The sequence below is a fragment of the Silvanigrella paludirubra genome (genome assembly GCF_009208775.1).
GTDB lineage: Bacteria > Bdellovibrionota_B > Oligoflexia > Silvanigrellales > Silvanigrellaceae > Silvanigrella > Silvanigrella paludirubra.
The window spans coordinates 363,633-376,800 of record NZ_WFLM01000003.1; the positions used below are offsets into that span (position 1 = coordinate 363,633).

The 13,168-nt window shown below is 28.0% G+C and carries 12 protein-coding genes; 7 read left to right on the plus strand and 5 right to left on the minus strand.

Translation table 11 applies throughout. The features are described from left to right. The first annotated feature begins 19 nt into the window (after positions 1-19). Positions 20-1,984 (plus strand): hypothetical protein, encoded by a 1,965-nt coding sequence (locus GCL60_RS09185; RefSeq protein WP_153420359.1) that lies wholly within the window; start codon positions 20-22, stop codon positions 1,982-1,984. Between the two features lie 7 nt (positions 1,985-1,991). Here GCL60_RS09185 and GCL60_RS09190 read toward each other — a convergent pair whose 3' ends face one another. Together GCL60_RS09190 and rnhA are read right to left on the minus strand one after the other, a co-directional pair. Beyond that, on the minus strand, positions 1,992-3,182 hold the full coding sequence (locus GCL60_RS09190; protein ID WP_153420360.1) for an MFS transporter: 1,191 nt from the start codon (positions 3,180-3,182) through the stop codon (positions 1,992-1,994). 75 nt (positions 3,183-3,257) lie between these two features. Continuing rightward, positions 3,258-3,716, minus strand: coding sequence for a ribonuclease HI (gene rnhA / locus GCL60_RS09195; protein WP_153420361.1), 459 nt, complete (start codon positions 3,714-3,716; stop codon positions 3,258-3,260). Between the two features lie 75 nt (positions 3,717-3,791). On the opposite strand from rnhA, the gene GCL60_RS09200 reads away from it, so the two are divergent. The 6 genes from GCL60_RS09200 to GCL60_RS09225 are packed head-to-tail and all read left to right on the plus strand — an operon-like array spanning position 3,792 to position 8,397. Beyond that, positions 3,792-4,415, plus strand: a complete 624-nt coding sequence (locus GCL60_RS09200) for a hypothetical protein (protein WP_153420362.1) — start codon at positions 3,792-3,794, stop codon at positions 4,413-4,415. After that, positions 4,399-5,073, plus strand: a complete 675-nt coding sequence (locus GCL60_RS09205) for a hypothetical protein (protein ID WP_153420363.1) — start codon at positions 4,399-4,401, stop codon at positions 5,071-5,073. Before GCL60_RS09200 ends, GCL60_RS09205 begins: the two co-directional genes overlap by 17 nt. Beyond that, complete coding sequence (locus GCL60_RS09210; protein ID WP_161998152.1) at positions 5,063-5,626, plus strand: GNAT family N-acetyltransferase; 564 nt, start codon at positions 5,063-5,065, stop codon at positions 5,624-5,626. The genes GCL60_RS09205 and GCL60_RS09210 overlap by 11 nt, the downstream gene beginning before the upstream one ends. Next, a complete protein-coding gene (locus GCL60_RS09215; RefSeq protein ID WP_153420365.1) occupies positions 5,623-6,699 on the plus strand; it encodes a glycosyltransferase family 9 protein in 1,077 nt (358 codons plus the stop codon). Before GCL60_RS09210 ends, GCL60_RS09215 begins: the two co-directional genes overlap by 4 nt. A gap of 10 nt (positions 6,700-6,709) precedes the next feature. Beyond that, entirely contained in the window at positions 6,710-7,900 is a 1,191-nt protein-coding gene (locus GCL60_RS09220; protein WP_153420366.1) for a beta-ketoacyl-[acyl-carrier-protein] synthase family protein, read from the plus strand. Further along, positions 7,897-8,397, plus strand: coding sequence for a hypothetical protein (locus GCL60_RS09225; RefSeq protein ID WP_153420367.1), 501 nt, complete (start codon positions 7,897-7,899; stop codon positions 8,395-8,397). Before GCL60_RS09220 ends, GCL60_RS09225 begins: the two co-directional genes overlap by 4 nt. Here GCL60_RS09225 and GCL60_RS09230 read toward each other — a convergent pair. The 3 genes from GCL60_RS09230 to GCL60_RS09240 all read right to left on the minus strand — a co-directional run bounded on the left by GCL60_RS09230 (position 8,387) and on the right by GCL60_RS09240 (position 13,148). Then, entirely contained in the window at positions 8,387-9,901 is a 1,515-nt protein-coding gene (locus GCL60_RS09230; RefSeq protein WP_153420368.1) for a HAMP domain-containing methyl-accepting chemotaxis protein, read from the minus strand. The two genes, GCL60_RS09225 and GCL60_RS09230, sit on opposite strands and share 11 nt — an antisense overlap. Positions 9,902-10,016: 115 nt before the next feature. Continuing rightward, the gene (locus GCL60_RS09235) at positions 10,017-11,528 is read right to left on the minus strand and encodes a hypothetical protein (RefSeq protein WP_153420369.1); all 1,512 of its coding nucleotides are present in this window, start codon (positions 11,526-11,528) and stop codon (positions 10,017-10,019) included. A gap of 111 nt (positions 11,529-11,639) precedes the next feature. Next, positions 11,640-13,148, minus strand: coding sequence for a HAMP domain-containing methyl-accepting chemotaxis protein (locus GCL60_RS09240; RefSeq protein ID WP_153420370.1), 1,509 nt, complete (start codon positions 13,146-13,148; stop codon positions 11,640-11,642). Between the last annotated feature and the right edge of the window lie 20 nt (positions 13,149-13,168).

A 13,168-nucleotide genomic window follows, 5' to 3' on the forward strand; every position in this document is an offset into this window, starting at 1 on the left:
TGAAAAAGGTTGGTATATATTGAATCGTAAACAGTTTTTCAAATTATATGTCCTAGTTTTTATTGCTTTGTATTCAGAGTTTAACTTTGCAAACCGTGAAATGTTTGTTCCTTTACCATTATCTGGAAATGATATTTCTGCAGGAAAAAAAGAATGTCCAAGAGTAGGATCCATTTCGGGAAGAATTAATATATTTGATACAAAATATTTTAACCCTGATTATTATAAAAATATTGTTATTCGGGTATCAGGAATAAACTATTCCGATCCAAATAGTATTTTATATGAATATTATCCAGATGAAGAAGGTTGTTTTTCAATTAAAAATAATTTTCATATTGGAAGTTCTATTTTATTATATATTTGGGATACAAATTCAAAATATTACTACAAAACAATAAATGCTTATGTTGGTTTAAAAACGAACTATTATGACATAAGTATTATCCCATTTGAAGATGTAATTTACACTTCTGATGCATTTGATAAAAAAATAAATGAAAATTTAGATCCTTTTAATTCTGATAATGATGAAATTCAGACAGAGCCTTCTACTCAATCATTAAATAACGCAGGCATGTGTGGTTACGCAGTTGGTATGTCGCCTGGTGATATTTTAGGAACTAAAATCTTAATTGAAAACTCTAAAGGGAAAAAATTTAAGGCGAAGTATTATAATAATAACAATTTACCATCATCTAATTTCTCAAGACTTTCTATGAGCGGCCATTTTTGTGTATTTAATTTAAATTCTTGTGATGAAAATGAATCTAATTGTACAGATAATGCAAACTATAAAATTAATTTTAATTTAAAAAATGGAGAATCTAAATCATTTGATATTATTATTCCAGATCGTACTTTCTCCGATAATAGTATTTTTGATTTAAAAGCAGCTGTTTATAGACCATTAGATTTTTATGCCATTAAAGATTTTAATACTAATGAATGGGTTAAAACTAACTATGTTGAAGTAAACATGACAAATAATTTAACCAATAATGATTCAATAAAAGGGCTTCAATATTTTCCAGTTGGTGACGATATTGTTAAAATAAATTATAAAACTTCAGCAACGGAATCAGATAGATATTTTAAATTAATTCCGACCTCAGAATTATTTACGTCAGATATGTTTAAATATGAATATCATCCTGGAATGGAATTTGTTGATAAGAAAAACATTGTAAATGTCCGAGTATTTGATCCAAATGCTTTAAATTTAAATAAAGAGTATTTAGCTCCTTTATATAACACAAATACAGGATCAGCCTTTATTAGTTTAGATTTATCAAGATACAATTCGCAATTTGATTCTGTAAAATTAGAAGTTCGTAATTTCTATGGAGCACTAGTTCGGAGTTCTGTTAGTAGAGATTATTATCGAAATGAAGTTTATGATACTTCTATAAGTGATAATGATTTTTCAACCAATGGTCTAAATGATTTAAAAATTATAAATTCTAATCAAAATTATTTGAATGGTTTTATTTACAACTTAAAACCAGGGTATTATCAAATATTTTTAGTAGATAAAAAATCAAACGGAAAAGAAGAAATTTTATTTACCAATTTGATTCAATCCTTCCCAAATAGAACTCAGGTGATTACAGATTCTTTAGACCCATCTCCTAATAAGACTCACGGTAATGATAAAGCATATGTTATTGCTTCAAATGTAATTACAAATCCAGATTCCAGTTCGTTAGAATGGAGCGCTGAAATTGAAGAAAAATTCTTAAAATCTAATTTGCCTTTTGATATTCCTTTAAAAAGTAATTCTTCTGAAATAAATGAACTAAGAAATGAAAAATTACTTATAAATTCAAACATATTTTTTAAATATAGTACCGATGAATTGTGTGGCATTACAAGATTAAAACCAGTTTTTCTTGAAAAAAATAAAGAATATGATGATTTAATTGAAGAAATACCAAAATATGACTTTTATCGTAATATTAAATTGCCACCTTATTCTAAGTAACTTTAAATTATAATTCTTCATTATTTTTAATAAAAGATGTTTTTCTAATGGAAATAATGATTCCTATTATAATAAATATTGTTAAGAAATAAAGAGAATTGTTATACCATGTATAGTCAGTATTTAAAAAATCGAGACTTTTTGTTCCAAAAAAATAGCCAGTCCCCTCCCCAATACCCATAAATAAGGCATAAATTGCAAATATTGCTACTCGAGAATCATTTGGAACATATTCAGCTAAAAGTGCTTGAAAGGCTGGTATGAATAATATTTCTGAAAATGTTAAAAATAATACCCCTAAAACAATATTAAATACGGAATGATAAATAATTAAAGATGAAAAACCAAGAATAGATAAAATTAAAGAAATAGAAATTTGAAAATAGTAATTTTTACTATAATTATTCATTATTGTATTTACTTTTAATGAAATAAAAATAACTAAAGCTCCATTAATTGCTGATATTATCCAAATATATGAATTGTTTTTTAGAATATGTGAAAGTAAAATAGGTGCAAGTGAATAGAGTTGAGCGCAAAAAAACCAGCTAATTAGTATAAGAAAATAAATATGCCAAAGAGATTTTCTAAAAATTAATTGAAATATTGTTTTTATTAAGTTTTTTTGAACTGGGATATTGATATTTTTCATTGAAAAAAATGTAAAAAAACCTGATATAGTCAAAAATATTGCCATGAATAAAAATGCAAAATTTTTATTAAAATAAATATAAATTAGATTTATTATTATTGGTCCAATTGTTGCAGATATATTTGTGCCAATATGCAATATAGAAAATTTTTTTGTTGAATTATTATTATTTGTATCTAAAAATGACGTTAATACTCTAGTTATAATAGAATTGCTTCCATAAAAAAGTCCAATTAATGTTAAAGATAAAATAATCACTGAATAATTTTGATAAAAACTTAATAAATAATAACCAATCGCACCAGCAAATTGCATTATGGATAATAAAATATTTGCTTTTATTTTATCGAATATTGGAGAAAATAATAATCTACCCCATCTTGCTGTTATGGAGCTAATTAACATAGCAAAACCTATTTTATCTGTATGAATATCTTTATTTTCACTCAAGAAAATAGCAAGCATGCTTAATGGCGCTAAATATCCAAAACTTGTAATAATTTCTTGGATAAACAGATTTTTTATGTTTTTATTAACTTCTGACATGTATAATCCTTTGAGGATTATATCGAACTTTATAAATAAAAATTAATGCTTTTTAATTTTTTTTAAGGATTTTTTCTAAAATTTTTCGTCTATTCCACTTTTATTAATTATTGCTTTTCGAGCATATTCATCACACATTTCGTTGTATTCATTTCCTGAATGTCCTTTAACCCATTGCCACGATAAATTGTGTTTTCTTTGTAATAGACTTAACTTTAGCCAAAGGTCTTGATTTTTTACAGGCTCTCCCGACTTTGTTTTCCAACCATTTTTTTGCCAATTTTCAAGCCAACCTGCCGTAAAAGCATTTTTGACATATTGACTATCAGTGATAATAAGAACAGGCATAGGACGTGTAAGGCTTTCCAAACCATGAATGACACCCATGAGCTCCATTTTATTGTTCGTTGTATGGTTCTCATAACCAGATATTCGGCGCTTGAGATCATGATACAATAAAACACAAGCCCAACCTCCTGGTCCTGGATTTCCAGAACATGCACCATCTGTGTAAAGTGTTACTTGTGAAGACATAAATATTTAACTTTCATTAAATTGCGTCATTTTAAACGCAATTTGTTTAAAATGTAAAAGGGAAAGAGTAATTGAATGTTAGCAGATTTGCCACCAGAACAACAAAATATCAATGTAAATTACCCCATGGTAGACGGAATCTCTGCCCAGCTCGTTCCTCTAAAAAACGAAAATATTACCTTCCCTAGGACAGTATTTTCATTTGGCATTTATAACGAAGTTTTAACAAATACAACTAAATCAAATTATACTTCACCAGGGTATGGCTTTTCTTTAGGAATGCAGCATCAAATAAGAGGAATGTGGAAAGGTGGACTTGATATTCGTTGGGCAGATTGGGTTTCAAATAATACTCAACAAAACCCCGATTTAAGCCCATTGTCTATTTTTTCAAAAATTGAGGGAGATCCGCCCATTCAGTCCTTAGTTGGAGACTATTGGGGAAAAGTATTTCAACCCTTTTTCACAGGAGGTGTCGGATATACTTTATTTTTTAGTGGACGCTCTTGGTCTGCGGTTCAATCAAAAACATCATTAGGGCAGGCTTCAATAACATATGGTGTAGGTTTTCGTGTTACATTACCTAAATCTTTTGCGGTAAGAGCATCTTTTGAAAATTGGAGAGGTGTTCAGACCTCAGATGTTTCCGCTCAAATTTATCGTTTGGAGTTGGTATTTGGAGATGTCGATAATATCTAAATTTGTATTTTTATTTTTATTTGTTAATTTAAATGCATTTGCTCAAAAAATTGTTTTGACAAATCCTGTTGGAAAAAAAATCCCAGAAGCAACTTTAATTTCATTGAATCGTTCCATTATGAGTTGTGGAGAAAGAACGGGATTATCTGTCTATTCCTCAATCGAAATTCAGGCTGTTTTATCTATTTCTAATATGTTAACTTCAGAAAAAACTCCTTTAGAAACAAATTGGGACATCTTTTCTCCAACAATAAATTCAAATTCTACTGGTTCTTTAAATGAAAAAGAATTTTTAAATTATCCCCCTGATGTCCAAAGAATAATCTTTTTATGTCTTACCTGGGACGAAAGTTTCCGCTTAAAATTATTTAATATTTCTAATGATGCATTAGATGATATTACAAATAATGTTATGAAGAAAAAACCTTGGAGTGTACTGCCCAAGAAAGTTTCGGAACGGATCGATGCTTTTTCGCAATTAACTATTAAGGATTTTGTTTATTTAGTTCTTAGAGCAAATACATTTTATACTGTTCGTGGGGGATTTAATAAAAATCCAACATTATGGGCAACTTCTTTTTCGTGGCGTGTCCCCGTTACAACAAGTATTCAGCCTAAAGAAAAAAACGATGTTGAACCCAAGGAGAATGATAATTAAAAAAGAAATTTTATTTATATGGAAAGGCAATTTATTTAAATATAATTTAAATGATGGCAATTCTACTATACAAAAAATCACAAAAACTGAATTTGATTCTTATTTTAAAGAAACTTCACTGCCTAAAGAAATGAACCAAATATCAAAAGAGGATAAATACGCTTCCAGTTTAAATTCTTTAGAGGAATTTTGTAATAAATCTTACATACAAACTGCAAATGAGCACTTTTCTTCATTTTTTATTTATTTATATGATAATATTTTTGCAGCTTATTTAAATGTAAATATTATTTTTGATAATGCTGAAATAGACTATATTTGCGTTGATAAAAAGTTTTTAAGAAAAAGCATTTCATTTCAACTTATTTCTTTGTTTGAAACTATTTGCAAACAAGAGAATTTTTCGAAAATTGATAAAATTTTACTTGAAGTAGGTGCTTTAAATGAACCCGCCATTAATTTGTATCATAAACTAGGTTATAAAAAAATTTCAGAAAGAAAAAATTATTATAAAAGTAAAGAAGATGCTTTTATTATGGAGAAAATATTGTGAAAGTAGGTATTTTTCACACAGCATTTTTAGGAGATATTGCATTAGCAAGTCTTTTAATTGAAGCATTATACAGAGAAAAACATGAAGTATTTTTAATTACAAAAAAAATGGCTTCATTATTATATAAAGATGATTATAGATTAAAAGGCTGTATTATTGCAGACAAAAAAAAAGGAATTGAAAAAGTAAAATCCATATATAATATAGCAAAACAAATAGATGCTTTAAATCTTGATGTTTTGTTGGTACCACATAAATCGTATACAACAGCTCTAATTTCTTTATTAACTAAAGTACCAAAAAAAGTAGCATATAACGATACCTCTTTTAAAATGCCTTTTACTCATTTTCAAGAATTTAAAAAAGATCTTCATGAATGCTTACGATGTTTGTATATAGCTCCAGATTGGCTTGTGAATAAAGAAACTATGTCGCAAGTAGAAAAAATAGCGAGACCTATTTTAATTTCCAATAATAAATTAGATCTATTTTTATCTAAAAATCCTAACTATTTTAATGAATCCATACCTTTTTTTATAGTAAGTCCAGGTTCTGTTTGGCCTACAAAAAAATACCCGGCAGTTCAATTCGCAAAAGCAATATTTTTATTATTAAATAAAAATAAAAATATAAAATGTATTGTCTCAGGTACTATTGATGATCAAAAAGATATTAATGAAATATTTAACTTTTTTTCTCCTTTTCCAGAACTGGCAAATAGAATAATAGATACCTCTAGCTATTTACCTTTAAATGAGTTTATGGCTCTTGTGTCTAAATCCTCTTTTGTCATTGCAAACGATTCTAGTCCTATTCATATTGCTTCTGGTTTTAATATTCCTGTGGTTGCTATTTTTGGTCCGACAACTTGGAAATTCGGATTTTTTCCAACTTCTGAAAAAAGTGTAACGTTAACTTATAAAGACCAATATGGGAACAATTTGTCTTGTCATCCATGCTCTCCTCATGGTTCGAAAGAATGTCCTAAAAAACATTTTCGCTGTATGCGTGAGCTTTCTCCTGATCTTTTGGTAGAATCTGTTGAAAAGATAGTGCCTCAATTTTTTGAATAAGGGGATTTATATGCAGCCAATAATTGGTAATTTTCGTATTTTAAGACCAAAATATGAAATTTCCCAGGTAGATGGTTTAAACTGGATAACGCAAGCACATGCATTATCAAAACATTTAGAAAATAGTTTTTTGCAAAATAAAAAAACATTACCCGAATTAAAAATATATATGGAAAATTATATAAATCGATTTGGTTGTAAGCCAGATAAAATTGAAAATAGAGGCACTTCAATTGACGATTACTCTCATCAAAACTGGGAAGAAATGAGTTTTTTTGATTTAAAAAAAAATATATCAGGAGCCTTTTTGCATAAAAGAATGGAATTTTATTCTCAGGTTGTGAATGAAATTGTTGTTCAGTTTTATAATGAAATAGAAATACCACCAGCCCATTTAATTCACGTTACCTGTACTGGTTATTCATCGCCTTCATCTGCACAGCGGTTGGTTTCAAATAAAGGTTGGGGAAATAAAACAAAAGTAACTCATGCTTATCATATGGGCTGTTACGCTTCTTTGCCTGCTTTAAGAATTGGACATGGCTTTATTTTGCAGGAAAATCAATTCTCGTTATTTAATAATGAAGAGATTAAAAATAATAGAATAGATATTATTCATACGGAATTGTGTACTTTGCATTTTAATCCTTCTTTACATGATCCAAGTCAAATAGTAGTGCAAAGTTTATTTGCAGATGGGTTTATACATTATTCTTTATTTGATGAAAATTATTTTAATAATTCAGGCTTTAAAAATGGACTACAAGTATTAATTAATCACGAAGAAATTCTTTCACATAGTACAGATGCCATGTCATGGGATTTAGATGATCATGGTTTTCTAATGGAATTATCAGGTAAAGTTCCCTCTATTATTGCTGAAAATATAGAAAAATATATTATAGAAATGAGTTCAAAAATTGGACTTGATTTTAATGAAGTTAAAAATAATGCCATTTTTGCAATACACCCAGGTGGACCCAAAATAATTCAATTTATTAAAGATATTTTAGTTTTAAATGAATTATCAATTAAAAACAGTGAAAAAGTTCTTAAAAAATATGGAAATATGTCTTCTGCTACTCTTCCTCACATTTGGGAATCCGTTTTAAATTCAAATCCCAAAAAAGGTACTTTTGTTTATAGTCTTGCTTTTGGACCAGGATTAACAATTTCTGGCTCTATTATGAGAATAGTATGATTTATTTTGAAATTATTTCTATAATTATTATTATGACTCATGGTATGATTATGTGTTTAGATGAATTTTATTTTCATCATAAACGAAAGCTCCCTAAATGGGAAAGACTAGGTCATCCTATTGATACTTTATTTTTTTTCTTCTGTTTTCTAATTGTATTATTTTTTCCAATGACAAAATTAACGGTTATTCTATTTTTTATATTATCTTTTATTTCTAGTTTGATAATAGTAAAAGACGAATTTATTCATGCTAAAAGTTGTTGTATCAAAGAAAATTATTTACATGCTATTTTATTCGTATTTCATCCAATACTTTTAATTATTCTATTTTTATCGTGGTCTTCTTTTACTAAGTCTTATTTCAGTGGCTTAGAAAATTTTAATTCTATAATTGTTAAAAATATTATTTATTTTCAATTTGTAACAACTGCTTTATTTTTTATTTATCAAATTATATTTTGGAATTTTATATATAAAGAAAAGTCTAAGCTTTAGCTAATTTATTTGAGACACCTAAAATAAGAAGTTCTATTTCTTTTGTTGTTTTTATTAGTTTTTCACCTTCGTCAATAAGTTCATTTGCAGATGATGAAGTTTGAATTGCTGAAGTTTGATTTTTTTGAGTTGCTCTGTCTATTTCTGTCATAGCTGTTGTGATTTGTCTAACACCAATTTCTTGTTCTTTTGTTGCAGATGAAATTTGTTCTATAACAGAAACCATATTAATAATATCTTCAGAAATGCGGACAAAAGATTCTTGAACTTCTGTTGTTACTGCTTTTCCTTCTGTTACCCTAACTTTTGTTACCCCTAAAATTTTATTCACTTCTTCTTGGCTTTTTAAAATAAGATCTTGAATTTCTTTTGCCGATTTTCCACTCACTTTTGCTAAGTTACCAACTTCTTCTGCAACGACGGCAAATCCTTTTCCGTATTCACCAGCACGAGCAGACTCAATAGATGCGTTTAAGGACAACAACTCTGTCTTTGAAACAATATCATTAATGACAGAAGTTTTTGCGTGAATTTGATTGATAATTTCTGCAATATTTTGGAGTTGGTTATTAGACTCTTGAATGGTGTCCATGCTGTTCGTTAATCTTTTCATGGTTCTTAAACTTCCTTCCGCTTTCACAGAAGCATCTTTTGCTACTAATGCTGATTGAGTTGCATTTTCGGAAGTTTTATTCACCATGCTTGTAATTTGATTTATAGCAGCCGTTGTTTGATGAACAGAAGCGGCTTGTTCTGTAACAGATTCCGATAAACCTTGAGAGTTTTTCATCAATACATTTGATATTTCCATAGTCGCATCGCCTTGGTGTTTAAGGCTTATAATCGATTTACTTATATTTTTAGTTAATTTAAGAATAGAAAAAATGATTAATAAACATACTAAAATAGATATAATTAGAACAGTTGTCATTGTAATAATAGTAATACTTGTTAAATTAGCTCCTTGTTTTGTAGAATTTCTGCCACCCTCAATATTAAAATTTTCTTCTTTAGTTAAAGCGTCTAAAAATTTGAATAAAGAGCTTTTCCCAATTTTATTGTAATGATTTAAAGCTTCAATGCCCCTATTCTCTTTAGCTAAATTAATTTCTTCGTTGTAATTTTTTATAAATTCTTTATAGGTTGCAATTGTTGCGTCATAATATTCTTTTTCTCCTGGACCGATATATTTTGAATAATTTTCAAATTCTTTATCTAAATCTTCTTTAAATGTTTTAAGATCTTCTAAATTTTTTGAGAGTTGTTCTCTTTGATTCGCTACAGAATTTGCAATGACTAAAACTTCTCTTCTAGAAAGGTTTCCAAGTGCAAGGTTGATTTTGGATATAATTTCGATACTTGGCATCCAATTTGTTCCGGTATCGTTTGCATACTCTTGTGTTTTATTTATCATATAAATACAATACGTACATGAAAATAAAATTAAAAATGCTAGGATAGATATAGATAAAATTATTTTAAAAGAAAGGCTTTTATTTCCCATTTGAACACTCCAAAAGAATACCTATTTAAAATTGTATTCTTTTTAACGTGCTTTAAATATATTCATAAAAAAGTGCCAAAAATATGACAATTTTGTATATATGAATATAAAATATTTACTTTTGAATTGTATAAATTTTTCCAAATTCGGATTTTGGATATATATTTTGGTATAAAGCATAGTATTTTTTTGAATTGATATCATCTTTTCTTTTTGCTGCTTCGTTGGATAACATAAGTTGATATGGGAAAATCCACAATGGAGGATTATAGGAAAATAAATTTTTTTCTATTTTATGAACTCCATTTCTGTAAAATAAATTTTCAATATTTTTTAGAGGCTGCTTATTTAAAGCCATTTCTGAAGCTTGTAAATATGTCTCTATTAATTTTTGAATTTCGACCGTTCCTTTGTTTAATGATTTTTTCTTTTTTATACTTAAGCTTAATTTTTTGAAATTTTCTTTTTTATTTAAATTTAAATAGGCAAGTGCTCTTGAAAAATCTACAAATAAATTTCCAAGCTGACCAAGTTGTTCTGGTGTTTCTAGTAAAATAATATCATTCCATTTTTCGAAACGGGCTAAAATAAGGTGTTCTAATGTTAAAAAAGTATCACGATAATTTACTAAGGTTTCCATTCTACTCGGATCCATTTTGTATTTAATTTCACGAGCATATTTTATGGAAAGATCGTAATTATTTGTCAAAAATCCTAAAATAGTTAGAAAATGATGAGAATGTAAATAGTGATATTCATAATAATATGAATTTAAACCAGCACCATTATTTTTAAAATAATTTTCGTCAATTTGGATTGCATTTAAATTTGCTTCAATTGCTTTTTCATACATTCCACGGCGCCAATAAATATGATTAGGCATATGTGTATAATGTGCAACTATATTATTAGAAAATTTAGAAAGTTTTTCGGCTGCAATCAATCCTAACGGATCTTCTAAATTTTGTTCTGCCATATGAATATAGGTGTGTAATATTCCAGGGTGATCTGGGTATTTACTATCTTTTAAAATAGGTTCCATTAAAGTTAAAGCTTGTTGTTTTAATACATTATTCGATATATTTCCACAGTGAGAGTCCATACTTGTGTTGTCATCTACATTGCTATAATAAGCGATAGCGTCTACATATAATGCAAGAGTTTCTATATGCCAATCTTCGTTCGTTTTATACTTTTCATATAATTTTTTTAAGGAATTAATATAATTTAATTGTAATTGTTTAGAAGACGTGTTGTTTAAGGTAAAACTTTGCTCTGCTGTTTGTATTAAATCATAATAAAATTCATTATTCGAATTTACTAAAATTTTTGCTTTTATAATGTCATTGTATCCTACTTTACTAAATGGAAGGCCGAGTTCTAATGCTTGTTTTTTTTTAGCCAATGCTAAACCCCAGTAGCAAACAGCACAGTTAGGATCATAAATTAAAGCTTGTCTAAAATTATACTCAGCTTGTGAATACAAGTAACCATAAAAAGCAAGCATTCCATTATCAAATAAATTTTGAGCTGTTTTATCTTTGCTTGCATTTTTAAATTGAATATTTGCAAACGAATGATTTATAAAGAATAATAATGCGGTAATAATAAATATACGAGAAAGCATAGTTACTCCTAAATGATTGGAAATTAAGTTTTAATTTTTTTTTATATTTATTTCAAGCAATATTAGTTTTTTTTTATTTATTAATTTAATGTATTTTGGTGACCTTATAAATTAGGCTGCTTTACTTTTTGTGCCCATAATTAAAATTTCAATATCATCGGTAGTCTTAATTAGTTTTTCGCCTTGTTCCACTAACTCATTCGAAGACTGTGCTGTTTCGTTAACGGAAGTTTGGTTTCTTTGAGTAGCTCTATCAATTTCAGACATAGCTGTAGTAATTTGTCTTACCCCAATGTCTTGTTCTTTTGTGGCAGCAGATATTTGCTCTATAACAGATACCATACTAATAATGTCTTCAGAAATATGAACGAATGACTCTTGTGCTTCTGTAGTAACAACTTTTCCTTCTGCAACTCGATCTTTTGTTATATTTAATATTTTATTAACTTCTTCTTGGCTTTTCACAATAAGTTCTTGAATTTCATGTGCTGATTTTCCACTAATTTTAGCAAGGTTCCCTACTTCTTCAGCAACCACAGCAAAACCTTTTCCATATTCCCCTGCACGCGCAGACTCAATCGAAGCATTTAAGGAAAGTAATTCTGTTTTAGAAACTATGTCATTAATAACAGATGTCTTTGCATGAATTTGATTTATAATTTCGGCAATATTTTGTAATTGGCTATTGGATTCCTGAATGGTTTCCATGCTATTTACTAATTTTTTCATGGTCTCTTGGCTGCTTTCTGCTTTTTGAGAAGCATCTTTTGCAACAACATTTGATTCTTGAGCATTTTCTGAAGTTTTATTCACCATACTTGTAATTTCATTTATTGCTGCAGTTGTTTCATGAACAGAAGCCGCTTGTTCTGTTACAGATTCCGATAACGATTGAGAACTTTGCATTAATACTTTTGAAATTTTCATAGTACTATCGCCTTGTTTTTTTAAACTTTCGATAGAATCTTTAATTGTATTTGTTAATTTTGAAATGACAATTATAATAATTGTGCTTATAATAAGAGAACAAATTAATACGATTGTCATGGTCAAGTTTGTAATTGATGTTAAATTGGAGCCTTGTTTGGTAGAGCCTGTGGCACCTTCTGAATTAAATTGTGACTCTTTATCAACTGCATCCATGAATTTAGTTAACGCAGGAAGCCCTTTATTTACATAAATCTGGTAAGATTCAATGGTTTTATTTTCTTTTAATAGATTCATTTGTTCATCTAATGCTTTAATATATTCATTATAGGAGGCTAATGTAATATCATAAAATGGCTGTTCACCTGGAGCTAATAATTTTGAATAATCTTTTAATTTTTTATCAATTTTTGTTTTAAATTCATTCAAACCTGCTAAATTTTTTTCCATACCTTCTTCATTATTCGCAAATTTTGAAGCCATAATATTTAAACTTCTTCTTGTAATACGCCCAATTTCTTGATTAATACTTGAAAATGCTTCTATGCTTGGAAGCCAACTTGATGCTGTGTCTTGAGCATAAACTTGAGTTTTATTGATCATCAAAATACAGTAAATGCAAGAAAATAAAATAAGTGTTACCAAAATAGAAATCGAGGTTATAATTTTAAAAGATAAACTTTTATTATTCATAAATATCCCTGAAAGAATAA

What these genes read in the sequence shown, in the direction of transcription:
- GCL60_RS09240 (WP_153420370.1), bottom strand. Translation starts at nt 13,148, where the DNA reads ATGAATAATAAAAGTTTATCTTTTAAAATTATAACCTCGATTTCTATT.
- GCL60_RS09205 (WP_153420363.1), top strand. Translation starts at nt 4,399, where the DNA reads ATGTCGATAATATCTAAATTTGTATTTTTATTTTTATTTGTTAATTTA.
- GCL60_RS09235 (WP_153420369.1), bottom strand. Translation starts at nt 11,528, where the DNA reads ATGCTTTCTCGTATATTTATTATTACCGCATTATTATTCTTTATAAAT.
- GCL60_RS09190 (WP_153420360.1), bottom strand. Translation starts at nt 3,182, where the DNA reads ATGTCAGAAGTTAATAAAAACATAAAAAATCTGTTTATCCAAGAAATT.
- rnhA (WP_153420361.1), bottom strand. Translation starts at nt 3,716, where the DNA reads ATGTCTTCACAAGTAACACTTTACACAGATGGTGCATGTTCTGGAAAT.
- GCL60_RS09210 (WP_161998152.1), top strand. Translation starts at nt 5,063, where the DNA reads ATGATAATTAAAAAAGAAATTTTATTTATATGGAAAGGCAATTTATTT.
- GCL60_RS09220 (WP_153420366.1), top strand. Translation starts at nt 6,710, where the DNA reads ATGCAGCCAATAATTGGTAATTTTCGTATTTTAAGACCAAAATATGAA.
- GCL60_RS09200 (WP_153420362.1), top strand. Translation starts at nt 3,792, where the DNA reads ATGTTAGCAGATTTGCCACCAGAACAACAAAATATCAATGTAAATTAC.
- GCL60_RS09225 (WP_153420367.1), top strand. Translation starts at nt 7,897, where the DNA reads ATGATTTATTTTGAAATTATTTCTATAATTATTATTATGACTCATGGT.
- GCL60_RS09230 (WP_153420368.1), bottom strand. Translation starts at nt 9,901, where the DNA reads ATGGGAAATAAAAGCCTTTCTTTTAAAATAATTTTATCTATATCTATC.